Source organism: Nostoc sp. JL33, assembly GCF_017114985.1.
Taxonomy (GTDB): Bacteria; Cyanobacteriota; Cyanobacteriia; order Cyanobacteriales; family Nostocaceae; genus Nostoc.
Genome location: NZ_JABXKP010000045.1, coordinates 1 through 24,159, shown reverse-complemented (window position 1 = coordinate 24,159; position 24,159 = coordinate 1). Strand labels below are relative to the sequence as shown.

25 protein-coding genes are annotated in these 24,159 nt (G+C 41.5%); 13 read left to right on the top strand and 12 right to left on the bottom strand.

Features of this window, described 5'->3' with window-relative positions:
• Window positions 1–274 precede the first annotated feature (274 nt).
• Both HWQ23_RS12155 and HWQ23_RS12150 read left to right on the top strand, forming a co-directional pair.
• Entirely contained in the window at window positions 275–1,600 is a 1,326-nt protein-coding gene (locus HWQ23_RS12155; RefSeq protein WP_292828356.1) for a tRNA nucleotidyltransferase/poly(A) polymerase-related protein, read from the top strand.
• A 459-nt stretch (window positions 1,601–2,059) separates the two neighbouring features.
• Window positions 2,060–2,542, top strand: coding sequence for a tetratricopeptide repeat protein (locus HWQ23_RS12150; RefSeq protein WP_292828353.1), 483 nt, complete (start codon window positions 2,060–2,062; stop codon window positions 2,540–2,542).
• Window positions 2,543–2,931: 389 nt separating this feature from the next.
• On the opposite strand, the gene HWQ23_RS12145 is transcribed toward HWQ23_RS12150, so the two are convergent.
• Entirely contained in the window at window positions 2,932–3,144 is a 213-nt protein-coding gene (locus tag HWQ23_RS12145; RefSeq protein ID WP_292828350.1) for a hypothetical protein, read from the bottom strand.
• Between the two features lie 162 nt (window positions 3,145–3,306).
• Here HWQ23_RS12145 and HWQ23_RS12140 point away from each other — a divergent pair, with 162 nt between their 5' ends.
• Window positions 3,307–3,762, top strand: a complete 456-nt coding sequence (locus HWQ23_RS12140; protein ID WP_292828347.1) for a DUF2141 domain-containing protein — start codon at window positions 3,307–3,309, stop codon at window positions 3,760–3,762.
• A gap of 2 nt (window positions 3,763–3,764) precedes the next feature.
• On the opposite strand, the gene HWQ23_RS12135 is transcribed toward HWQ23_RS12140, so the two are convergent.
• Together HWQ23_RS12135 and HWQ23_RS12130 are read right to left on the bottom strand one after the other, a co-directional pair.
• On the bottom strand, window positions 3,765–4,907 hold the full coding sequence (locus HWQ23_RS12135; protein WP_292828344.1) for a peptidoglycan-binding protein: 1,143 nt from the start codon (window positions 4,905–4,907) through the stop codon (window positions 3,765–3,767).
• 85 nt (window positions 4,908–4,992) lie between these two features.
• Window positions 4,993–6,060, bottom strand: a complete 1,068-nt coding sequence (locus tag HWQ23_RS12130) for a DMT family transporter (RefSeq protein ID WP_292828341.1) — start codon at window positions 6,058–6,060, stop codon at window positions 4,993–4,995.
• 525 nt (window positions 6,061–6,585) lie between these two features.
• Here HWQ23_RS12130 and HWQ23_RS12125 point away from each other — a divergent pair.
• Genes HWQ23_RS12125 through HWQ23_RS12110 form a run of 4 tightly spaced genes read left to right on the top strand, consistent with a single transcriptional unit; the run spans window position 6,586 to window position 10,783 of the window.
• Complete coding sequence (locus HWQ23_RS12125) at window positions 6,586–7,245, top strand: vWA domain-containing protein (RefSeq protein ID WP_292828338.1); 660 nt, start codon at window positions 6,586–6,588, stop codon at window positions 7,243–7,245.
• Between the two features lie 11 nt (window positions 7,246–7,256).
• Window positions 7,257–8,045 (top strand): PP2C family serine/threonine-protein phosphatase, encoded by a 789-nt coding sequence (locus tag HWQ23_RS12120; RefSeq protein ID WP_292828335.1) that lies wholly within the window; start codon window positions 7,257–7,259, stop codon window positions 8,043–8,045.
• Between the two features lie 6 nt (window positions 8,046–8,051).
• Window positions 8,052–10,343 carry a WD40 domain-containing protein gene (locus tag HWQ23_RS12115; RefSeq protein ID WP_292828332.1) on the top strand — a complete coding sequence of 764 codons (2,292 nt, stop codon included), beginning with the start codon at window positions 8,052–8,054 and terminating at the stop codon, window positions 10,341–10,343.
• Between the two features lie 59 nt (window positions 10,344–10,402).
• Window positions 10,403–10,783: a barstar family protein gene (locus tag HWQ23_RS12110; protein WP_292828329.1), complete on the top strand. Its 381-nt coding sequence runs from the start codon at window positions 10,403–10,405 to the stop codon at window positions 10,781–10,783.
• Window positions 10,784–10,924: 141 nt separating this feature from the next.
• Here the strand turns inward: HWQ23_RS12110 and HWQ23_RS12105 are convergent, their stop codons facing one another.
• From HWQ23_RS12105 to HWQ23_RS12095, 3 genes are all read right to left on the bottom strand, one after another.
• Window positions 10,925–11,344: a type II toxin-antitoxin system VapC family toxin gene (locus tag HWQ23_RS12105; RefSeq protein WP_292828327.1), complete on the bottom strand. Its 420-nt coding sequence runs from the start codon at window positions 11,342–11,344 to the stop codon at window positions 10,925–10,927.
• Window positions 11,341–11,721, bottom strand: a complete 381-nt coding sequence (locus HWQ23_RS12100) for a type II toxin-antitoxin system HicB family antitoxin (RefSeq protein WP_292828324.1) — start codon at window positions 11,719–11,721, stop codon at window positions 11,341–11,343. Before HWQ23_RS12100 ends, HWQ23_RS12105 begins: the two co-directional genes overlap by 4 nt.
• A gap of 680 nt (window positions 11,722–12,401) precedes the next feature.
• Entirely contained in the window at window positions 12,402–14,057 is a 1,656-nt protein-coding gene (locus HWQ23_RS12095) for a Ppx/GppA phosphatase family protein (protein WP_292828322.1), read from the bottom strand.
• A gap of 353 nt (window positions 14,058–14,410) precedes the next feature.
• Here HWQ23_RS12095 and HWQ23_RS12090 point away from each other — a divergent pair, with 353 nt between their 5' ends.
• Both HWQ23_RS12090 and HWQ23_RS12085 read left to right on the top strand, forming a co-directional pair.
• Window positions 14,411–15,292 carry a 4-hydroxybenzoate solanesyltransferase gene (locus HWQ23_RS12090; RefSeq protein ID WP_292828524.1) on the top strand — a complete coding sequence of 294 codons (882 nt, stop codon included), beginning with the start codon at window positions 14,411–14,413 and terminating at the stop codon, window positions 15,290–15,292.
• 58 nt (window positions 15,293–15,350) lie between these two features.
• The gene (locus HWQ23_RS12085; protein ID WP_292828319.1) at window positions 15,351–16,118 is read left to right on the top strand and encodes a DsbA family protein; all 768 of its coding nucleotides are present in this window, start codon (window positions 15,351–15,353) and stop codon (window positions 16,116–16,118) included.
• Window positions 16,119–16,152: 34 nt separating this feature from the next.
• Here the strand turns inward: HWQ23_RS12085 and HWQ23_RS12080 are convergent, their stop codons facing one another.
• The 3 genes from HWQ23_RS12080 to HWQ23_RS12070 form a co-directional block, all read right to left on the bottom strand.
• Window positions 16,153–16,602 carry an acyl-CoA thioesterase gene (locus HWQ23_RS12080; RefSeq protein ID WP_292828316.1) on the bottom strand — a complete coding sequence of 150 codons (450 nt, stop codon included), beginning with the start codon at window positions 16,600–16,602 and terminating at the stop codon, window positions 16,153–16,155.
• A 328-nt stretch (window positions 16,603–16,930) separates the two neighbouring features.
• Complete coding sequence (locus HWQ23_RS12075; protein ID WP_292828313.1) at window positions 16,931–17,320, bottom strand: tautomerase family protein; 390 nt, start codon at window positions 17,318–17,320, stop codon at window positions 16,931–16,933.
• 4 nt (window positions 17,321–17,324) lie between these two features.
• Window positions 17,325–17,912, bottom strand: coding sequence for a TetR/AcrR family transcriptional regulator (locus HWQ23_RS12070; protein WP_292828310.1), 588 nt, complete (start codon window positions 17,910–17,912; stop codon window positions 17,325–17,327).
• Window positions 17,913–18,029: 117 nt separating this feature from the next.
• Between HWQ23_RS12070 and HWQ23_RS12065 the strand changes: the two genes are divergently transcribed.
• Together HWQ23_RS12065 and HWQ23_RS12060 are read left to right on the top strand one after the other, a co-directional pair.
• Window positions 18,030–18,206, top strand: coding sequence for a hypothetical protein (locus HWQ23_RS12065; protein ID WP_292828307.1), 177 nt, complete (start codon window positions 18,030–18,032; stop codon window positions 18,204–18,206).
• Between the two features lie 810 nt (window positions 18,207–19,016).
• On the top strand, window positions 19,017–19,814 hold the full coding sequence (locus tag HWQ23_RS12060) for a sulfite exporter TauE/SafE family protein (protein WP_292828305.1): 798 nt from the start codon (window positions 19,017–19,019) through the stop codon (window positions 19,812–19,814).
• A 43-nt stretch (window positions 19,815–19,857) separates the two neighbouring features.
• On the opposite strand, the gene HWQ23_RS12055 is transcribed toward HWQ23_RS12060, so the two are convergent.
• On the bottom strand, window positions 19,858–20,520 hold the full coding sequence (locus tag HWQ23_RS12055; RefSeq protein ID WP_292828301.1) for a cadmium resistance transporter: 663 nt from the start codon (window positions 20,518–20,520) through the stop codon (window positions 19,858–19,860).
• A gap of 293 nt (window positions 20,521–20,813) precedes the next feature.
• Between HWQ23_RS12055 and HWQ23_RS12050 the strand changes: the two genes are divergently transcribed.
• On the top strand, window positions 20,814–21,524 hold the full coding sequence (locus HWQ23_RS12050) for a cadmium resistance transporter (RefSeq protein WP_292828297.1): 711 nt from the start codon (window positions 20,814–20,816) through the stop codon (window positions 21,522–21,524).
• A gap of 57 nt (window positions 21,525–21,581) precedes the next feature.
• Here the strand turns inward: HWQ23_RS12050 and cysK are convergent, their stop codons facing one another.
• Both cysK and HWQ23_RS12040 read right to left on the bottom strand, forming a co-directional pair.
• Complete coding sequence (gene cysK, locus HWQ23_RS12045; protein WP_292828294.1) at window positions 21,582–22,544, bottom strand: cysteine synthase A; 963 nt, start codon at window positions 22,542–22,544, stop codon at window positions 21,582–21,584.
• An 18-nt stretch (window positions 22,545–22,562) separates the two neighbouring features.
• Complete coding sequence (locus HWQ23_RS12040; RefSeq protein ID WP_292828291.1) at window positions 22,563–23,018, bottom strand: RrF2 family transcriptional regulator; 456 nt, start codon at window positions 23,016–23,018, stop codon at window positions 22,563–22,565.
• 243 nt (window positions 23,019–23,261) lie between these two features.
• Here HWQ23_RS12040 and cysE point away from each other — a divergent pair, with 243 nt between their 5' ends.
• A complete protein-coding gene (gene cysE, locus HWQ23_RS12035) occupies window positions 23,262–23,987 on the top strand; it encodes a serine O-acetyltransferase (protein ID WP_292828288.1) in 726 nt (241 codons plus the stop codon).
• Window positions 23,988–24,159: the final 172 nt, after the last annotated feature.

The following is a 24,159-nucleotide window of genomic DNA, read 5'->3' as shown; positions in this document are numbered from 1 at the left end:
GGCCTTTATTGTTAATCTAGCTTAAGCCCAACTGTTATTCATGAGTTGCTAGGTTGATTTTTATTACAATGCTTGAAGAAGAATTCAGAATTCAGAAGTCAGAAGTCAGAATTCAGGAGCAAAGCAAGGAAAGTCCGCCTTCTGTGAAAATCAATAGCGTGGGGGATTCAGATCCGCCACTGAGAGCGTAGCCTCTATTTCTCTACAAGATGCTACTCGTAGCTTGCTTCACCGTAGGAGTACACAATCTAAAATCTAAAATCTAAAATCCAAAATGGTATTAGCTCCCGAAAATTGGCCTTTTAGCTTGGAATTCCTGCCACAACCCGCTTACATGGTAGGTGGCGCTGTCCGAGATGCGATCCTTGGCAGAACTCGTGAATATCTGGATCTAGATTTTGTTATACCATCTAAGGCGGTAAAGGTAGCCAGAGCGATCGCTCATCATTATAAAGCTGGTTTTGTGTTACTCGATGCCAAACGACAAATTGCCCGCGTGGTTTTTCCCCACGCTACAGCTGACTTTGCCCAACAGGAAGGAAATAGTTTAGAAGTTGATTTGCACAGACGAGATTTTACAGTAAATGCGATCGCTTATAATCCCCATACACAAGAAATTATGGATCCTCTGCAAGGTTATGTAGACTTACAACAGGGGATTTTGCGAATGGTATCACCACAGAACCTAGAAGATGACCCTTTGCGGTTAATGCGAGCTTATCGCCAAGCCGCCCAACTAGGTTTTAGGATTGAGCCAGTTACCCAAGCCGCAATTCGTTCTTTGGCATCACATATCAGCAAAGTTGCAGCCGAACGAGTTAGGGTAGAAATTGGCTATCTCCTCAGCAATTCTCAGGCTACTCCTTGGATTACAAGTGCTTGGGAAGATGGTTTACTTGCCCCTTTCTTCAAAAATGCCACCCGTGAAAGCTTGCTCAAACTTGCAACAGTTGACAATGCAGCTGCCTTACTCACCCAAAATTGGCCACAATTAGGGACACAACTGCAAGAGTATGTCCGCGATAGTATCAAAACCACTTGGTTAGGTATTGCCAAACTTGCTTGTCTTGTCAACCCAGATCCAGAATTAGCAGAAATAGAGCTACAGAAACTAACTTATAGTCGTGCCGAAATCCGGGGTGTAACCACTGCCCTCAAACTGTTACCGCAGTTTCAAGTAGTCGATATGTTACCGCAGTTTCAAGTAGTCGATATGTCCTTACGAGAACAATACTTTTTGTTCCATGACGCAGATATGGTGTTTCCCGCTACGGCAGTGCTAGCTGTAGCACTTAATAATTTGGTAGAGGCGATGTCTGGTGACAAGCCACTACACTCAGCAGTCGCTACAACAGAGGAAACCAAAGCAAGAGGCTACCAAGTCTTGGCACCTTTGATCAACCGCTACCTGAACCCTGATGATCTGGTCGCTCATCCCACTCCACTAGTAAGCGGGAAGGAGTTGATTATAGCATTAGATATTCCAGCTTCGTCAATCATCGGCCAACTGTTGACAGAAATTGGTGTAGCACAAGCTGAGGGGAAAGTCTCAACATCAACAGAGGCGATCGCTTTTGCACGTCAGTTACTTGAGGGGTGAACTACCCAAATTTGAGGAAGGTAAAAGTTGTTAATCGGAATAATATAGCCCTGTTCATCCAAATGGTCATCAATGGTGGCGGTATATAGGGGCACATTTAGTATGCCAAAAAGTGAACGTGGATTAAATAAAAAAATTAAACAACGCTATTTTTTGGCTTGCTCCTGGAAACCTCGTTTTGTTTTGGCATAGTCATTAGTTTTTATGGATTATTAGTCACTATGGTTCTGTCAACTACCTTTAGCGAGTTTTTCTTTTAAATGGTATCTTAATGACTAACTATTTATGATTCTAGATGTCGAGTATGGTATTAGTCATATTACTGAATACAAGAAAGAACACAGTAAATTCATAATTAGCAATTAATCACCGCAAATTTAAAGATGACTTTAAAAATGATTTAATCCATATATTTTGTGAGAAAGTTAATACAAAGGTATATTCACTGATCTCAAATTCATGGATTCTTTATCTATTAATTCCTTACTTGAAGAATTGAAAAACCCGGATGCCACAGTCCGGGAAAAGGCAACTAGAAAAATCTGGCGAATCTGGTTTCAGCAAAAGGGAATCTATGGGCTGGAAATAATTGATCGCAGTCAAAAGTTACTGGATGCAGGTGAAATTACTCAAGCCCAAACAGCCCTGACGGCACTAATAAAAGAGCAGCCAGATTTTGCCGAAGCTTGGAATCGCCGTGCTTTCCTCTATTACAGTATTGGTGATTATCAAAAATCTCTGCTAGATTGTCAGATGGTTGTGCAGATAAATCCAATACATTTTGGAGCGCTTCACGGTATGGGCTTGTGTTATGCGGCACTAGGAGAGTATAGTCAAGCGATCCGAGCTTTTCAAAGTGCTCTAGAAATTCAGCCTTATTCGCTAGTCAATCAAAAGTTGATTCTAGAATGTACATTTAGATTCAGCTACAACAGCAGATAAGCAATTCAAAATGTTCAAGGAATGCTATCGGGTAAGCATCCTGCTGGTAGTCGGCTAGATGCGAATTCGAGCAAAGACAGTTAAAACAGAGAATTATACTGTTTTATGAATCTGTCATCACCCTCATGAACAGCGATTCATCGCCTTAGTCGCCGCAATTTTATTCAATACGGTTCTATCTGGATTGATAGTAGCGTTATTGCTGCTTGTACTAACAGCAACCAACCGTCAAATAGCAATTCTCGGTTGGATAAAGTTAGCTTTAGTACAAACTGGATAGCATAAGCAGAACACGGCAGATTTTACCAGGGAACCGCCACGGATATCTACAAAGACTACGGTTTAAATGTCACGATCCAAATCGGTGGTCTCTAGATTCCCAGTGGTAGTTAATTGTTGATGGGGGTGCGGTAGATTTCTTTATAGGTTATGGCAAAATTGCGATCGCTTGTTATAGTCAGCAAGAAACTCTTTTGTAAATAGCTCGACCAAGCTGCTATTTCAGGATAGATATTGGAAATCTGCGTTACTTTTAATACAATTTTTTCGCAGAGATGAATGATCTTCACCTCCGCCTTGAGTTTATCTCTACAGTCCGTCACTTTTCTCAACATTTAAAAAGAAAAACAGTCATTGTACGGTAGTTAGAATATGTTGTATAAATTGCTTACGACTCACTAACGTATTTATTTTGCGATCGCTGCCTTTTTAGTGTTCTTGATGAACACTGGTTTTTGTAACTTATTTTATCCTATGAAAATTTTATGGTTAAAGGATTGAGAGTTAGTATACTGCTATTGGCAGTTCTGGGAAATCTGGCATGGTCATGTAGTGCCAAGGCAAATTTTAACGGCAAACTCACCGTGGAAATTGATGGCTTGAAGAATAAACAAGGACAAGTCTGTGCCAGTATATTTGCAAGCAGCGAAGGATTTCCTAGCGATCGCGATCGCGCCTTACAAAAGCAGTGTAGTAAGATTACTGAGACTCCCTTAAACATTACCTTTGAGAACTTGAAAGCAGGTAGTTATGCCGTTGCTGTCTTCCACGATCAAAATAATGACGGCACTCTCAATAGCAATATTTTTGGTATACCAAAGGAAGGCTTTGGATTTTCCAGCAACCCAGAAATTCGCACAAGTGCGCCCAAATTTAGCGAAGCGGCATTTTTAGTCGCAGGCCCGAACACCAATATCCAAATCCAGTTGAAAAATTTTTAGATTTATTGTGGTGAATCGTTGTGCGAATCTTCCGGTAGACTCTGTTGTTCTGGCAAGCCACGCATTCGATTCATCTGAGTCAAAGCATATCGTGCAGTTGCTTGCACTTCAGCATCTGGGTCTTCCAGCGCATGGCACAACATTTGACTCATTTGACCCATCATGTCATAAACGCGCGTCAGGTCACGGATCGCATTTTGCCGCACTTGTGGACTTTCATCTTGGATTGAAACTGCTAAAGCACGGTTCATCGGTTTGAGTGTGCGGATGCCAATTTCTGCCAAAGCTGCCAAAATTAAGCTGCTTTCTTGAGAATCAGCATCAATCATCAGGTCAACCATAGGCTGAATTGCCCGCGAATCTCCCTGCTGACCCAAATCCCAAATAGCCTTGCGCCGCTTCGCTGGGTCAGAACTGTGTAAGTCTTGAATTAATTCGTCAACGATATTGAGTTTAGCAAGCCGCGAGGTTTTTTCTGGTAGCAGTAATCGTGTGGTGACTGCTGGCGTAGCTGTTTGTGGACTAGTTACAGTCTCTGGTGAGGATGGTGTCATCGGGTCTATCTTAGCTTCACTCAAACTTTTAGTATTTGATATTTCAGACTTTTGCACTTGTTTGACCTGACGAAACCACCTCAGCAGGTAAATAAGTGCGCCAATACTTCCTAGAACTCCGATGGCAAATATTAACCACCAGGCAAAACCTCTCTCGATTGGCTTGGGTGTTGCAGTTGATTTGGAAGTCGGAGCAAAAGAGGTGACTATTGGAGAGGTGATAATCTGATTTTTGGCCTCCATTGCTGCTTGGAGTCTCCCTCTAGTCCCTAGACCCGTAATGCCATCTACTTTTAAACCCTTTGCTTTCTGGAATTTAGCTACAGCGATTTCCGTACTGGCGTTGTACTGTCCATCGACCACGCCACTGTAGTATCCCAACTGCTTTAATTGAGTTTGTAGTCTCTGCACATCTGACCCTTGACTACCGAGACTCAAAACAGCCGGACTAGCAGAAACTGTTGAACTGGCTTGTGCAAGTTCTAAAATTTCAGGTGCTAGGTTAGGTGTAGCTGTACTTGCAGGATTTGGGTAAAAACCCAGGCAAGAAAAACAGGTAAATATCAAGATTGAGGAAGGGCGTAGCCTCATATTGCAAGTTTCAGCCTGAACGTGCTTTTGAAGTCTTCGATACCACAATAACAATTCATAATTCAAAATTAAAGAGACTTACTACTTATGGCACAATTTCTGGTTCAGATTCTCTGACTGCTAGGGTTATGGGATTCAATTTTTTAGCAGATGGTTCTAAGACAGGTTGCTGTGTATTAGCAATTTCGCCGACAGTAACTGTGTCGTTTTGTCCTGCTAAAGTATCACGTTGGTTAATCAGATAGATACTGATTAAAGTGAGGAAAACACCGACCCACTGCAACGGGCTGAGGACTTCCGAGAGGAAGAGATTGCCGAATAGTAGGGCAAATACGGGTGTGAGGAAGGTGAGGGAACTAAGACTAGTGAGACTGCCGCTAGAGGCAAAGTAGAAGAATAATCCGTAGGCGATCGCACTGCCAAATACGGTAGCATAACTCAAAGCCACTAAATCAGATGTTCCTAAATTCTCCCACTGCTGGGATTCCACAACTGATGAAATTCCCCATAGTGGCAATCCACCTAAAATCATGTGCCATCCCGTAGCGCTTACTGGGTCAGCATGTCGGCAGACAAACCGAATCAACACTGTTCCCACTGCCATTGATAGCGCTGCTAACAGCATTAACCACTCGCCACTAGCAAACAAATCTTGCCAGTTGCCAACTGTGATATTTGCGCCTGAGTCGAGAAAATGTAAAATCCACTCATCAGGTAAGCCAATTAAACTAATGCCTGTGACTCCCAAACCTAGACCCAGCCATCCCCAAAAACCAATGTGTTCTTGGAATAGCCACAACGACAGCAAGGCAACAGCCAAGGGTTGCGAGTCAATCATCACAGACCCTAACCCCGCACTGGTTCTGACTAATCCCTCTGCCAAAAAGCCTTGAAACAGCGTCCCATCTATCAGGGCAAATAAGGCAATCCACAGCCATGCAGCCCAACCCTTCGGCTGAGGTTTACCCATGAATGCTGCTGCAATCAGAATTAACACCCCTGCTGGTATCAAACGCACTCCCGCCATGAATAGCGGTGTGGTGTGGGGTATCACTCCTTTCATGGCTACCATTGCCGTCCCCCATAGGAAAAAGGGGGCAATTAACAGGAGGGGGGCGAAGGGAAGTTTAGATGCACTGAGTTTCAGTTGCATGGGTTTGCTAATGCCTTTGTTTAACAAGCGCAAAAATTGCTTTACCCAATTTTACCGAATTATGTAGTTTTGCGATCGCATAGCCTCTGGAAGAAAAGAAAAGAATACTCAGGTGTAGCCAAGGTTACAGGAGGCTGAAGATTTTAATGAGATAGGTAGATTTAAGAAGCTTTATAGCGCTTTTCATTTGTATGCAATAGACTCTGACCTCTCTCCAAACCTCTCTCCTAAAAGGAGAGAGGCTTTGAATCTTACTCCCCTTACCTTGTAGGGAAGGGGCTGTTCTTGTTAGGTCTGTATTGGACTCAACCGAGAAGCGCTATAAGTAGCTAGACAAAAATATTTACTGTCATTGTGTAATTAATTCTGTTCGAGTACTTATCAGCTAACAAGTACAAACGCTTTCAATCAGGCAAATAGACAGTAGTATTTATACGTAAAAATACTACTGTAAAAGTGTGTGTTTTAGCGAATAATGTAGGTGATTGATCTCTCAGACCAGTTGACTCAATTTAGGAGCGTCGAATGCCTGTAGGATTGCCTGAATTCGTTGAAAATCCAGAAAATCGTTGCCCTGTAATTCTCTTACTCGATACTTCTGGCTCTATGTCAGGTCAGCCTATCCAAGAGTTAAATCAAGGACTTGCTGCTTTCAAAGAAGATGTACTAAAAGATTCCCAAGCATCGCTGAGTGTGGAAGTAGCCATGATTACATTTGGCCCCATAGTTAAACTCACGCAAGACTTTGTAACGATTGACCAATTTACACCGCCTAGATTAGAAGTAGATGGTGTTACCCCAATGGGTGGGGCGATTGAGTATGCCTTGGATTTTCTAGAAAGCCGGAAACAGACTTATAAAGACAACGGTATTCTCTATTATCGCCCGTGGGTGTTTTTGATTACAGATGGAGCGCCAACTGATTCATGGAATTCAGCAGCGCAAAGATTGAGACAAGCAGAAGCACAAAGCCGACTGTCATTTTTTGCGGTTGGTGTACAGGGTGCTGATATGAATATCCTTAAACAAATTTCTCCACCTGAACGTCCACCAGTTACGCTAAATGGCTTAAATTTTCGTGATTTGTTCGTCTGGCTTTCTGCTTCGATGAAACGAGTTTCTAGTGGCAAAGTGGGGCAAGCTGTAGCTTTACCGTCTATGGGATGGGGTCAAATTAGCAGTTAGGAGGAAATTTTGTGAATTGGAAAGCTGTTGCGGGTTCTGCGATCGGAACAAGTCATGAAAACCAGGGTATAGTTTGTCAAGATTATGGGAAATATTGCACCTTTAAGGATGTGATTGTAGGCGCGGTTGCTGATGGTGCTGGTAGTGCTAAATATTCTGATGTTGGTTCTGAGTTGGCGGTAGAAACGGCACTTAAATATCTCTCAAAAATTAGTGAATATCTTCGCAAGCGTCAACATTGGTGGCAAAAAGTTTCTCAAGCACTTTCGCAACCAGAAGCCGAGAGATTATTTACTAAAACTGTAAATAAGGTAATTGCTGAGTTAGGCAAAAAAGCAGAGAAAGAAAATTATTCTGTCAATGATTTAGCTTGTACATTGTTGGTTTTCGTAGCAACTCCTGACTGGGTTGCAGCTATGCAAATTGGCGATGGATTTATTGTAAGGCGTTCCCAAGAGTCAGAATATCAACTGTTGTTTCAGCCAGATAAAGGTGAGTTTGCTAATGAAACGACTTTTATCACTTCAGCAAATGCAGTAAAAGAAATGCAGGTAAAAGTTATTTCCGAAAAACAAGAGTTTATTTGTGCTTCCACTGATGGACTAGAGAAAGTAGCAATTCGCTTGAGCGACTGGAAACCCTTCTCACCTTTCTTTAAACCTTTGGAGGAATACTTGCACGAACCTGTTAATGAAGAGGAGAAAGATAAATATCTGATGGAATTCCTCAACTCTGAACGGCTAAATTCTCGCACTGACGATGATAAAACCTTACTTTTGTGCTTCTTTGATAGAGAGTAAAATTCGATGACAGTTTTCACCTGTGCCAGTACGGGTCAATCGATTACTCTGTTGGGTGAACCTAAAAATAGTGGTGAAGCGAAGGTTTGGCAAACTAATCGCAATGGTTACTTAGCAAAAATTTATCATGACCAAAAACCTGAGCGTGTGCAAAAGTTGGCGGTGATGATAGCGCACCGCCCCAAAGAGCCAAACTCTCATCTCAATCATATTTCTTTTGCTTGGCCTAAGTCGTTACTGAAAGATGCTCAGGGTGATTGTGTGGGCTTTTTGATGCCGGAAATTAAGGAAGGCAAAGAACTTATTGATATATACAACCCCCAACTTCGGAAGCGGCTAAAACTTGAGGTTGATTGGCGTTTTCTCCACACAACGGCGCTGAATATCGCCTCAATTATTGAAGCAATTCACATTTCTGACTATGTTTTGGGTGACATCAAGCCGCAAAATATTCTTGTTAACGATCGCGCCTTACCTTCAATTATTGATACTGATTCTTTTCAGGTTCGGAATCCGAAAAATAATAAGGTTTATCGTTGTTCAGTTGGTTCAGATGGCTTTACACCACCGGAACTCATTGGCAAAGATTTTGATAGCATTGATCAAACGGAAGTACACGATCGCTTCCGGTTAGCAGTGATTATCTATCAGTTGTTGTTTGGTGGTCAAACTCCTTTTGCGGGAAAGTGGACAGGTACGGGAGACACACCACTACCTAATGAACTTATCCGTCACGGTTTTTGGCTGTATGCACCAAACAATTTGATTCAACCTGTAGAAAGGACAATTCCTCTTGAGATTGTTCACCCAGAGGTTCAGCGATGTTTTCTCAAATGCTTTAATGATGGTTATCAAAATCCTAACTTACGCCCAACTGCTGAGGATTGGGTAAAGGCGCTCAGACTTGCTGTTAATGAGTTAACTATCTGTGGAAAGGTAGACAGCCACTACTACAGCCAAACTTATGGTAAGTGTTATTGGTGCGATCGCTTTACAAAACTTCATATTGATATATTTCCTGGCTTTGCTAGACCAAAACAACAATCTGCTTTTGCTGTATCAACATCACAACCTAAAGCTTTTGCCGCAGATAAAACTTTAGAAAATGTCGCAATAGGAGGGCAAATCCATACCTTACAAGGGCATTCCAACTCTGTTAATTCGGTAGCTTTCAGTCCAAATGGCAAAACTCTTGCAAGTGGGAGTAATGACAATACTATCAAGTTGTGGGATGTCGGCACGGGAAGAGAAATTTACACCCTTCAGGGGCATTTCTCAAACGTTTATTCCGTAGCTTTCAGCCCAGATGGCAAAATCCTTGCCAGTGGGAGTGATGACACGAATATCAAACTGTGGGATGTGACAACAAGAGGGCAAATACGCACTCTCCAAGCACATTCCGCCTGGGTTCTTTCGGTTGCCTTTAGCCCAGATGGCAAAATCCTTGCCAGTGGGAGTTGTGACAGGACTATCAAACTGTGGGATGTCACAACAGGACGGCAAATCCGCACTCTGCAAGTGCATTCCTCCAACGTTAATTCCGTAGCTTTCAGCCCAGATGGCAAAATCCTTGCCAGTGGGAGTAATGACACGACTATCAAACTCTGGGATGTCACAACAGGACGGCAAATCCGCACTTTCCAAGCACATTCCGACTGGGTTCGTTTGGTTGCCTTTAGCCCAGATGGCAAAATCCTTGCCAGTGGGAGTGATGACAAGACTATCAAACTCTGGGATGTCACAACAGGAGGGCAAATCCGCACTCTCCAAGGGCATTCCGACTGGGTTCGTTCAGTTGCCTTCAGTCCAGATGGCAAAACCCTTGCCAGTGCAAGCTTTGACAATACTATCAAACTATGGGATGTAGGCACGGCAAGAGAAATCTACACCCTTAAGGGGCATTCCTCCTATGTTTATTCCGTAGCTTTTAGCCCAGATGGCAAAATCCTTGCCAGTGCAAGCTTTGACAAAACTATCAATATTTGGCAGCTTGCATCATCAAGCAATACAGCTACTTCATCACTAATTAAGCCAACTCAATCTAATATTTCTCAACCAGCAGCTTCTACACCTCATATTCAACCCGTAATAACCCAACCATCGGCAACACATACCACTACAACTACTTTAAATTCTGATGTGAACGTTTTGGTAGTGGTTATTGTTGGGATTGGATTATTTTTTTGTTTGCTTGGTTGGTCTGCTTTCCTTGCTTGGTTTGCTTTTTTTTGGTATTGCGTTGCTATTGCTTTGCTTTGGTTTGACTCCTGGCGGGGTCACAAAAACCCTAGACTATAGCATTTTAACAATAGCCTTCAAAAATTCATCTAGTAGTCGTGATAAGTAAGGAGAAATACATGAGTGAATTTCTAAATGTTTCAATAGACGCAAAACAAGGCATACGTGAAACAGTGGAACAAATACCCGCAGAACCAGGAACTAAAGTTTTTTATCTTGATGGTAAAAAAATTAATAGCAAAGAAACATTTTTAAGTAAAGCTGCTGAAGCAATCCAATTTCCTACATACTTTAGTGCAAACTGGGATGCTTTTGATGAATGTATCACCGATTTAACATGGTGTCCGGCTGAGAGATACGTCATATTGTATGATCATGCTGATATCTTTGCTCAAGCTGACCCTACACAGTACCAAATAGCATTGGATATTTTAAATTCAGCCAAAGAATACTGGGAAGCTAATAATATTACTCTGAAGTTTTTAACTATAAACAAATAGGTTAAATTAACCTTGATAAGAATTAAGATATAGTCCAAGACGGTTCAGTTAAGCATTTCTTCCTTCTGTTCCTTTGCGTCCTTTACGTTTCCTTAAAAAATTTGGCTTTGACAACAGAGTTTTAGCCTTAACTGAATCGTATTAAGATATAGTCCAATCTTCAAAACGCAAATTAGGCACTTTTTCAAAATCCTTGCGGTTGCGGGTTACTAAAATCCCATTCACTGACAGCGTAATTGCCGCAATGCGTAAATCTTGAGTACCAATGCGAATTCTTTGACGAATCAAATCTTCATAACAATTGATAGCATACTGGTCAAATCCTAGCGATCGCACATTTTTGAAAAACTCTAAGGTAGCCTGTAGGTTTGCATAAGCTAATACCAATGTATCAGATGAGGAAGCCTTTCTGATTACATTAAACCTCCCACGCAGTTGTTCTTCAACTGTAATTATTGTTACAGCAATGTCTTCACGATTGACTGCATTGATACGCTGCGTGACAACTGGATGCCTTTGTTGAAAAAGTGAGACGTGATCTGTATCAAGTATCCATATCACTTAGTTTCATTCTCCGCATCAAGTTGCCGATAATGTTCCTCCATTTTTGCGTCAAGTTCACGGCGATCAGCTTCTATATATGCCAGCATCTCGTCAAATTGCGGATCATCTTTGAACATACCCGCAAATTTCATCCAAGGGTTTTCTACTTTGGGCGCTTCAATTTCTAAAGTCACAATTTTGGCTGTTTCTAACCGAGTTTGCAAACTTTGACTGAGTTTCTCTATTGCTTCCGTTTCCGTATTTCCTAAACCTTGGCAGTCTGGTAAACCTAGCAATGTTGCTTTAACTGTACCATCTGCTTGATTTTCAATCAGCACATCATAAGTTAACTTAGGTGCAGTTGTCGCAGAGGTAGTTTTTACAGCTATATTCATAATATTTTGATTTTTCAAGTTGAATATTTATAATAACATTAATCAATAATTAAGTCGTAACCGAAAAGATAAGTGATGTGTATCTAATATCCACACAACACTCACTTTGTCTCATTCTCCAAGCCAATTTGACTGCGTTCAGCTTCTATATATGCCAGCATCTCCTCAAATTACGGTTCATCTTTGAACATACCCGCAAATTTCATCCAAGGATGTTCGGTTTGGGGAGGTTCAATTTTCAAAGTCACTATTTCTGGAGAACCGAGCAATTGAGCCTGCTTTATTGAAATTTTATATAAGGATATCTAAGTTTTCCCGGCTTAGATATCCAATAGCAACATAACCTACATTAAATAGATTGTTAACTATATTATAATTACTAATTTTTATTTTTAAATGCTTCTTAGGACAGTTTATAAATTGATCCTTAAGTATGATGCAAAAATTAGCTAAGAGGTTGACTTTAATTTTGAAAGCATATTTAGATAAAAAGTCTTGTTCTCTAATAAGGTATTTTTTGCTAATTATAGCCCATTTAACACCTCCCGCATAAATTTATTTGATTTTTACCTCAAGCTTTTATATTGATTGAGCCTAATTTCTCAAGGTGATAAATTATCACAATCATAGACTACAAACTATGTACAGGTGCGTTACACTGCGTTAACGCACCCTACTTTCTAAGATAAGTTAGCAACGCTAGATTTTTCTAAACTCGCTACTAATTTCACTCCAAATTCTTCCTCAAATACTCCTTTCTTGTAATCTAAACTCCAGAGTTCTAAAGCACAGTCATCATCAGATTTAGATGGAAAGATTAGCAAGTTTACCTGCCGAAATTGTTCATAATACTCACATTGCACTTGAGCGATCGCACCAATTTTTCGTCTATCCAATGCCACTGCCAATCTTAAAATTGCACTCAATTGACTAACCATTTGTCGCTGGTGTTTAGTCAGCAAATTCTGGTACTCTTCATGTTTTTTCTTGGGCGGCGATTTGCGATGATAACGCGCTAAATTGGCAATGATTTCAATCTCGGTTTCTGTATAACCGAGTAATTCACCATTGCGAATTAGATAGTAAGAGTGCTTGTGGTGAGACGAATGACTCACATAATGACCGCAATTATGTAATATTGCAGCTGCCCACAGCAGTTGTCGCTCGTCAGATCCCCAGTGGTGTAGGGTACCTTGAGTTTGGTCAAATAAACTCTCGGTAAATTTTGCCACGCGATCGCTATATTCTAAATTGACATGGTACTTATTAGCAAGTTTTAGAACATTCCGTTCTCGAACTGAACTTTGGTAACGTAGCTTATCTTCAATTAAACCGTGGGTTAACATCCAATCTACGATTACGCCTTCCCTGAGAGAACGCTCACAAACTGTAACCGATTCACTACCCAAAAGGGTCATTACTTCCTGTAATATGACTGCGCCAGCCAGTATAACTTCCGCCCGCTTCTCTGGCATCCCAGGTATGGCAGCCGTTTCGGAGTTACTCAGCTTCCGCAAGCGATTTACCAACTCTCGCAAGTCTTTAAGACTAAACTGGTAGCCATTGAGAGTGGAAGGAATAACACCCGACTTTTCTCGTGCATCAATCATCGCCAGGGTTTCAATCGTGCCAGAGGTACCCACCAAACGCGGAGATTCCCCAAGCTGAAGGTTTGCTAATACTTCATCCACGGAACGTTCTAACATCCCGCGTGCATAGGCTTGCAGCTGCTGAAACTCCGTGTTGCTGATCGGGTCAGTGGTGATTAACTCGCTAGTGAGTCGTACTGCACCGACTTTGGTACTAGTAAGAGTGCGCGGTTCGTTACTGTCGCCTAAAATCAATTCTGTGGAACCACCGCCAATATCAACAATCATGTGAGGCTGGTTGTTAAATTCCATCCCCGACAGAACGCCAAGGTAGATTCGTCGCGCTTCTTCTTGACCAGAAATCAAGTCAACGCTTAAACCCAACTCCGTTTCTACTATCTGCAAAAAATCTTTACCATTGGGGGCTTCCCGTACAGCACTAGTTGCCACAGCGATGATAGTTTCAGCGTTGATAGTTTTGGCAACTTCTTGGAAGCGTCTTAAAGCAGCGATCGCCGTTTTAATGATCTCCGGTTTGAGTTCCCCAGTAGTTAGATTGCGATCGCCAAGTCTCACGGTTTCTTTTTCTTTGGCGATAATGCTGAAAGCTGGTAGTGTGGGGTCAATCTTGACTACTACCATGTGTAGAGAATTTGTTCCCAGGTCAATGGCAGCAATAATCCGATGTTGGTTAGGTGGTTGAGTTGGAACACTCTCCCCGCTAGCCGAAGCTACTAAATTCAGCATCTAGTTTTCTCTCTTTATAAGAAATGATGGCAAACGGTGGTATGTCGGGGTAGCTGGCACTGATATTTGTTGCAACATACTTGCTCTGAGATTAACCGTAGGTCGAGGGTAACTGAGCTAAGTATATTCACCCTAATGTTTCTAACCGTAGTGACTATTTAAAAATATTTAAAGTTACCACTTGAGGTTATGTTTTTACAAATAACAAATAACGTTATTCTATAAATATAAAGATGTGTGAATTAGGGCATGGGGCATGGCGCATAGGGCATGGAAGAAATAACTAATTCCCAATGTCCAATTCCCAATGCCCTGTTTGCCCAATGCCCAATGCCCAATCCCCAATGAATACTATGTTAACAACGCCAGAACACCCCCACAAACCAATTTGGCTTGTGATTATCCGGCTTTTGCGCTGGCATAAACCAGAAGGACGGTTAATTTTAATGATTCCTGCTCTTTGGGCTGTGTTTTTGGCAGCTTCTGGGAAACCGCCTTTACCTCTGGTTGGTGTGATTATATTGGGTACTCTGGCCACGAGTGCGGCGGGGTGTGTTGTCAATGATTTGTGGGATCGGGATATTGATCCACAAGTGGAGAGAACACGCGATCGCCCCCTGGCTTCTCGCGCCCTGTCTTTGAAAGTTGGGATTGTAGTCGCGATCGTATCGCTAGCATGTGCAGCAGTCCTGGCCTTTTATCTTAACCCCCTGAGTTTCTGGTTATCTGTGGCAGCTGTGCCTGTAATTCTGCTCTATCCAGGTGCAAAACGGGTGTTTCCCGTACCACAACTGGTGCTTTCTATCGCTTGGGGTTTTGGGGTATTGATTAGCTGGAGTGCAGTCACACAAACTATCTCCCAACCAACTTGGTTACTTTGGGGTGCGACTATATTGTGGACATTGGGATTTGATACAGTTTATGCTATGAGCGACAAGGAAGACGATCGCCGCATTGGTGTTAATTCTAGCGCCCTATTTTTTGGGAATTATGCCCCCGTAGCTATTGGAATTTTCTTTGCTGGCACAATCTTGTTATTGGCTTGGTTAGGTGTACTCATACATCTGCACTTAGCTTTCTGGATTAGCCTTGCACTTGCTACTATCGGATGGGTTTGGCAGTCTCTGCGATTAAGAAAGCAAGATTTACCTAATCCTGTTTATGGTGAGATGTTCCGGCAAAACGTGTGGATTGGTTTTATTTTACTTGCTGGGATGATTGCTGGATCTTTTTAATAAGTAAAAAGTAATGTATAGAATCCCCTTGAAGAAGTATTTATTTATGAGTTTTTGTATGGATATATTCTTTAATTGTTTTAGTGCCTTCTTTCAGCATCTACGTACTTGGACAGCAATAGGTTTGCTATGTTTGGTTGTCACCTGGTCATTTCCTGCACAAGCTAACAGTAAGATTGATCCGCAGTTGGAACAGCAAGTATTACAAATTATCCGCGAACACCCAGAGGCAATTATTGAATCTGTTCAAGCCTATCAGCAGCAACAACAACAGAAAGTAAACCAAGCACAGCAAGCATTTTTACAGGATTTAAAAACGAATCCTCAAATAGTAATTGGCGATTCTCCCACCACAGGTTCAACTAAATCAAAAACTTTGCTAATAGAATTTTCAGATTTTCAATGTCCCTATTGTGCTGAGGCGCATAAAACCTTGAAACAATTGTTAGCAAATTATCCAGATAAACTGAGATTAGTTTACAAGAATTTACCTCTTACTTCAATTCATGCTGAAGCATTGCCATCTGCGACAGCAGCTTGGGCGGCACATCAGCAGGGCAAATTTTGGCAATATCATGATGCGCTATTTACTAATCAAAAGCAACTGGGTCAGGCGTTATATTTAGATATTGCTAAAAAACTAAATCTGGATTTGGGTAAATTTAAACGCGATCTTACTCTTGCTACTCCCGCAATTAAGAAAGATATCGAGCTAGCTGAGAAATTGGCTGTTTCTGGTACACCTTTCTTTATAATTAATAGTCCAGCTTTTTCAGGAGTGGTGCAGCTAGCAGACATCAAAAGCATATTGACTGATGCTAAGTAAATTGGTGATTTAGTCTTAACCCAAGCGTATTACTTTATAAATGGTCTTTCAGAATCCCTTTTTGATCCTCTAAATATTTCTTCTGTAATTCCTCTGGAATGGGAATAAGACGATTATCTTGCAAACTGACAAAACCACCCTTCTGGGTAGCCACTGCTGCTAACTCATTGTTAGATAAAATTTCAGCTTGCACAGTCCACTTCAGCCGTCCTAATTTACTCAGCCATAAACGTCCAATTACTTGATCAATAATCTTTATCGGACGTTTATATTCAATTTCAGTTCCAGCTAGAATCGGTGTATATCCTTGCTCAATTTGTTGATTGAGTTGCCAATGTTCATCTAAAAACTTTAAACGTAAATCCTCTAGCCATCTGATATACACAATATTACTAACGATTCCCATAAAGTCAATGTCATAAGTTCTTACAGGAATTGCTAATATTATCTCGAATGGTCTATGCAAATTGTTATTTACTAGCATTTTTATCTCGATAAATTGTTTTTAAGACTGATGGGTATGCTAAATATTAAAATTATCGAACATAATTCAGGAGTCAGGAGTCAGAATTCAGTTGGGTATTCTGTACGACTGGCGGATGAATAATCGGCGTTTTTGCACCCCCACCAAATTTTCAATTTGGTGGTCTTCTCCCAAGGGGAGACGCCAAAGGCGAACAATCAGTCGCGGGTCTGAATCCCCGACTGATTGATTCTGACTCCTGAATTCTGACTTCTGAATTCTTCTTCAATTACTTCTTTTAAGTACGGGTAATTATTAATTGTCTAATAACCGATTACCCATAATAATTTTAAACTTCTACTTTGTAGTTTACAATTAACTCATCGCCAGGTAAACCTCTAATTCCCCAGTTATATTTAGGCGTTTCAAAAATTGTGATTTCAATATCGTACACAGAAATATTCAACTGAGCATTAATATTTTTAATCAGCAGGCGAATCAACTGTTTTTTTGTTTCCACCGAGCGTCCATCAAACATACTAATTTCAACGATCAGATAATTCTCTGATCTATCAGATGGATAGTAAAAATCTGATTTATCCAGTGGAAAAAAACGGTGAAATCTTTTTTCAGGCGTAAGCTGTAAAACCTCAATAACAGAGGTATGGATTATATTTGATAGCTCCGTTTTAAGAGGATTTAATTTGTCTGCTAAACCATATACCTTGATTTGTACCATACATTTAAAGGTGAGTTTCCAAATATTGATTCAGGTGATTAATTACCCTATGCATGTGAATTGAATCTCCATAAAGCTTGCTCATCATTATGGCTCCTTCCAGCGTTGCAATTATGATGGTAGCGATTTCATCAGCACTAATTTCCGGGCGAATTTCACCCTTTTCAATTCCCGTTTCAATAATTCGACGAATCAGATGCAGCCAAGAGTTCATCGCCTGTTGAGCACGTTCTCGCAACGCCGGATGAGCATCATCACTCTCCACAGCAGTATTCAGTAGTGGACACCCTCCCTTGATAGGTGGATTTTCTGCGAAGCTACTAAATACGCCAATGATTGCTTGCAGGCGTTCTACTGCGTGGCGTTTGCTTCGTAATGCAAATCTAGTATGCTGTTTGATGCGAGCGATCGCAAAGTCAAAAGCCTGTAGCGCCAGATCATCCTTGCTTTGAAAGTGATTGTAAATTCCTCCTTTCTGCAATCCAGTGACACGCATGATATCTGACATCGATGAGCCTGCATAACCCTGTTGATTAAACAGTTCGGCTGCTTGGTAGAGAATTCTGCTTTTTGTTTCTTCGCCTTTAGACATCAATTTTTTCCGACCGAATGGCCTGATTTAGACTATCATGATCAATTCCTCACAGTCAATATATTTGAATTAATTATTAAATACAAATTATTAGCTTTTCTTGCAATAAGGTTAGTTATGACTCCTAGCGCTAACTGCTTGCGCGGTAAAGCAAGCCAACGCAGACTTCACCTAGTCATAAACACCGTTAGTTTTGATGCTACCCCCACCGTAAGTAATCAGGATTTTGGCATTAGCAGAAATTTCAGCAGCAATTTTGGCGATTTGACCTTTGCCAAACAAAATTTAGACTAGGGAATCGGATTTGACTTTGAGTATTGTAATCACTTTCACGGCGTTACCAAATTGTAAGCTGTTCCACATCTAGTTTACATATCTAAATTTAATTAAAATCTTGTGGGGTGGGCCGGAAAGCCCGCCCTAATGGGAGCAAGTTAAATGTGGAACAGCTTAGTATCAATCCAGACGTAGAGACGCGATATATCTTTTCTACAAGGTTTTGAATTATCCCTATGGTTCTTAACTTGTAAGTAATTTTTTTAGCAACCAGTCCTCAGAAGTTTAACCGACTGCGGTGTATTATCCAGAGAATTTAACGATATACAACGCGAATACGCTGGACGTTTGCTCATGCTTACAAGTAAAATACGGTAAGTGCATCGCCTTACGTGCTTTTACATGTAAAACCGCAAAAAAACCAGTTAGAAGTTGAGTTTAGCAGAGCAACTGACCCATAAGCAGTTATCAAAGCCTGTTTCAGCTAAATGCCTGTTGTCATGCTGACAAAAAGTTCCAGACAGGTTTTAAGTTGTCCAGGAATCCTCTGCCCTAACCTTTAGCTGGATAACCTTTGTGTCACTCATCCCTTGAGAAACACAATAACTTGCCATCACTAGCTCCGTCTATCACTGGGCTATAGTTTGGCTGCTCTCTAGCGGTGAAGCTTTAGCTAACTTTCGCTTCTAGCTGCTCGTAGTTAAGTCAGTGAACAGTTATCAAGGCTTCCTTTGGGGATATTAAACCCTAACCGACGCCTCACTTATAGAAGTGGGAGACTCAACAGGATGATAACTGATAACTCAATTGTTGAAACACCCGAAGAGTATGCACTATTTATTACTACCGCTCTTAAGCTTTTTTGTTGGCATCATCGTTGGTTTGACGGGAATTGGCGGAGCCTCTCTCATCACCCCAATGTTAATTTTTGTTTTTCAGGTTCCACCTTCCATCGCTGTGAGTTCTGATGTTGTGGCTGCCACATTGATGAAAATTGTTGGTAGCGTTAAGCATTGGGAACAGAAAACTCTTGACACAGAAGTTGTCAAATGGCTGGCATTTGGGAGTGTTCCAGGTTCACTGTTCGGGGTGGGGATTTTGCACTTCATTAAACGTACAGGTGAATATAACCTGGATAACATCTTGCTTCGTTTGCTTGGCGCGATGATTTTGTTAGTCACAGTGTTAGCACTAGTGCAATTGTTGTTATTGACTTTTTTCCCCAAGTTTAATTTACCCGAACTGCCAAAGTTCGACTTAGAAAATAATTTTGGTCGCTTCCTAACAATCACTGTGGGAGCAATTTTAGGCTGTTTGGTTGGTCTAACAAGCGTCTCATCAGGTTCAATGTTTGCCCTAGTGCTGATTGGGTTTTTCCGCCTTGATGCACGCAAGTTAGTGGGTACTGATATTTCACACGCAGCAATTTTACTGCTGTTTACAGCCCTCGGTCATCTCAGCTTGGGAACAGTTGATTGGAGTTTGGTACTGCCTATCTGGCTAGGCTCTGTGCCAGGGGTGTTACTAGGTGCTAAAATCTGCCAAGTAGCTCCGCAACGACCACTACGGTTTATCATTTATGCGATTTTGATGATGGTAAGTTGGAAATTAGTTCATCAGGTGTGAGCAATTTGAGATTTTCAATTTTAAATCCAGCATCCAACATTGATTAACTCCTCACCCAAGGTAGTAGAGTAAATGTACCTCGTTCATACATAATGAACAGACCCAAGCCAATTAACACAAAAGGTACGACAGCTTGACCGTAGCGACTTAAAATATCAGCAATGCTAGGTTGACGGCTTAAAAAATAAGCGATCGCACACCAAACCCCTACCATGACAAAAAATATACTTAAAATTACTCCCAAGCTGCTAAGATCGTGACCAGCGAATAAAGGGATATATATACTAATATTGTCACCACCATTAGCGATCGTTACTGCCGCTACTTTATAGGTTTGGGGGTGCAAAATACTCAAAATAAAAGACAATACAGGGTTACTAGGTGTGGACTGCGTAAAATCACTACTGACTGTCTGAACTGTTGTAGTTTCTTCTTTTCTAGATACTAGTTGCTGAAGACCAATTGCTATTGGTAGCAATCCTAACAATCCTATCCATTCTCGCTGGACGACCAATCCACCAAAAAATCCTGGTAAGCTAGCGATGATAATGGCTGTAAAACCGAGATACTGACCAAGTAAGATATGCCGCCGTCGAAAATTAACATCTACCTGTGAAAAAAATATTAATAAAATAATGATGTCATCTATGTTAGTGGCTATGAAGGCAATTATCCCTTCACTGAAGGCTGTCCCTAACTTACTCATGCTGGATTTTTAGAACCTACGATTTATCACCATACCAAATTAACCTTCTGGCACAACTAAGCTTTAAAATAGACAAGTAATTATTCAAGGAATTTCAACGATTCACCAGATTTATTGCAAAAATTAAGATTTAGCGTTTGGCATTGCAGATAAACACAGATAATTTAGGGCGTGTATCTGTTGTTGAATTTCTTTGCATTCTTCTCTTTGGGATGCTTCTCTACCAGAGGCTTTGCTAATGCGAACGCGGTAGCTGCTACAAGATAAAAGCAAATCTATGTTTCTCTTAAAATATGAACGAGTTAGTTACTGCAATTACTACAGGGGCGATCGCGTTCATTGCCACTAACATTGATGATATTGTGATTCTATTGTTGTTTTTTTCTCAAATAAATGCTAGTTTTCGCCCCCGGCATATAATAGCTGGTCAGTTTCTCGGTTTTACGGTTCTATTAATCCTTAGTCTTCCTGGTTTATTTGGTGGATTAGTTTTATCAAAAAGCTGGATTGGATTACTTGGTTTACTACCAATGTCCATAGGTATCAGTAGCTTAGTGAATCGGGAAGAAGATTCATCAAAAGAAGTCGTAGCTGTAACAGAAGAAGCTGAAGCATCAACAATTACTAGTTTTTTTTCTCCCCAAGCTTATAGTGTGGCAGCCGTTACAATTGCCAATGGTAGCGATAATATTAGCATCTACGTGCCTTTATTTGCTAGCAGTAACTTAGAGAGCTTTTTGTTAATTATCGGAATATTCTTTTTATTGTTAGGAGTTTGGTGCTACGCTGCATACAAATTAATTAACAACAGAGTTATAGCTGATGTATTAACTCGTTACCTTAATAATCTTGTGCCTTTTGTCCTGATAGGATTAGGCGCTTTTATTGTATTAAAAAGTGAAGCTTTAAGCTTAATAAAGCTAGCTGCTAGTTGTTTCTGTTTGATGATTTTGGTGAAAAATAATCAAAGTGCCGATAAAATTGGCGAAACTTATAATAAATAACCAAGCCAATTTTAGATTTTAGATTTTTGATCTAAAATCTAAAATTAGTATATTGGATCAAACTTTACTCAACCACTCATTTTCCTCTGGGTCTTTGAACAGTGAGGTACTGAGGTAGCGTTCGCCGAAGCTAGGCTGTATCATGACGATTAGGCGACCGGCATTTTCTGGACGTTGTGCCACTTGAATAGCCGCATATAAAGCAGCGCCAGTAGAAATCCCCGATAGTAATCCTTCTTCTTTTGCTAGGCGACGGCTGTAAGCGATCGCCTCCTCATCTGCTACCTGAATCACTTCATCTACCAGTTCTGGACGGTAAATTGCTGGGATAAATCCCGCGCCGATACCCTGAATTTTGTGAGGCCCCGATTTACCACCTGCTAACACCGGACTGCTGCTTGGTTCAACTGCGATCGCTTGAAAACTCGGCTTCCGCGCTTTAATAACTTCTGAAACTCCCGTAATCGTCCCACCAGTACCGACTCCCGCCACAAGAATATCCACCTCTCCATCGGTGTCATCCCAAATTTCTTCTGCTGTGGTTTCGGCGTGAACTTTCGTGTTAGCGGGGTTACGGAACTGCTGCAACATATAAGCATTGGGCGTTTGAGCTAAAATCTGCTCTGCACGACCGATCGCTCCTCGCATCCCTTCTACCCCTGGCGTTAACTCTAGTTGAGCGCCATAAGCTTTGAGCATCAATCGTCTTTCCTGGCTCATTGTGTCAGGCATCGTTAGAATAAGATGATAACCCTTAGCGGCCGCCACCATCGCCAGCGCAATTCCTGTATTTCCAGAAGTCGGCTCTACTAAAACGGTTTTTCCGGGGTGAATCAAGCCTGCTTCTTCTGCCGCTTCCACCATACTCGCGCCAATCCGGTCTTTTACAGAAGATGCTGGGTTCATGCTTTCTAGCTTCACCACAATCTGAGCAACCGCTCCCGAAGCTTGGGGAATCTTATTTAATTGAACTAAAGGAGTTCGTCCGATTAACTCTGTGATATCTTTCGCTATCCGCATGTGGGTACTCCGTCGTGTCTAAATATAATACATCGGACTCTGCTGTGCGCGAGTTTCTCTTTCGTCGCACAAGTTTTGGAGTGTATAGCTACCCAAAACTTCAATTGAGGCAGCGTTAGCTTGCTCCCAAACTTCATAAACCAGAGTCTTTTCCAGAGTCGGAGAGTCAGAGGTATCTTTCTCTTTCCGCTCGCCTTCTACCAAAGTGACAATTTCAAGTATTGTAATCTGCCAAGGTTCACGAACTAAAACGAAACCTCCTTTAGAGCCGCGTTGACTCTGCACGACACCAGCACGCCGGAGGTTCGTCAAAATTTGTTCCAGATAGCGTTCAGGTATGGGTTGCTTGGCGGTGATCTCGCTCATGGTTAGAGGAAGTTTTTTTCCGTGGTGGCTTGCCAGTTCTAAGAGTGCCAGCAGCGCGTATTCCACTTTGGAAGACAGATCCAAGAGAGCGTAGTTTTGGCTATTCAAGACTGTACTCAATATAATACTACGGTGAATTGGGGGACTTATCGCAGTTTATGCGAAATTAATTTTTTCCAAGTGTGGAATGTGATAGCATCCCACTTACTACCCAGGAAAACACTTTACTCTATCGATTTACCGTAGATTATTATCTTACACAATTCCCATGAATGAGCTGATCCTTTTGTGGGAATTATCCTGAGTTTCTGTTTTCAGAGCCTCACCTAACAACAAAAATCCCAACAGAGTATGCTACTAACTGATTTGCGAACCATTTTTGAGCGTGACCCAGCAGCCCGTAACTGGCTAGAAGTATTGTTCTGTTACCCTGGACTTCATGCCCTAGTGTTTCATCGATTGGCACACTGGCTGCATAAAATGGGAATTCCCTTTATACCTCGATTTATCTCTCATATTAGTCGCTTTTTAACCGGAATTGAAATCCATCCTGGGGCATTAATTGGTCAGGGTGTTTTTATTGACCACGGTATGGGAGTAGTGATTGGTGAGACAGCGATAGTGGGTGATTATGCCCTAATTTATCAAGGTGTCACCCTTGGCGGGACTGGGAAAGAAACCGGCAAACGCCATCCTACTTTAGGCTCTCATGTAGTTGTAGGAACGGGTGCGAAGGTCTTGGGAAATATTCAAATAGGCGATCGCGTCCGTATTGGAGCCGGTTCTGTAGTGCTGCGAGATGTGCCCAGTAACACTACTGTAGTCGGGATTCCAGGGCGCGTGACTCGTCAGAACAACTTGGCTACCAATGTTCTGGATCATGATAAAGTACGCGACGTAGAAGCTGAAGTAATCCGCGCTTTATTTGAACGCGTCAAGTCTCTAGAGAAACAGTTCGAGCAGTTGGAAGAATCAAGTTTGTCCCCAACTGAGCTTGGCGAGGAACCAACCGACAAACCTAAGAGCAAAAATTCTGATGGCATGATTGAAGATTTTCTTGATGGTGCCGGAATTTAATTTTGGGCATGGGGCAATTCAATTTTGGATTTTGGATTTTAGATTTTGGATTAAATTTCAATTCTTTAATCCAAAATCTAAAATCTAAAATTCTTACTCCCCACCCCACTCCTAACTCCTAACTCCTAACTCCTAACTCCCCACTCCCCACTCCCCACTCCCCACTCCCCAC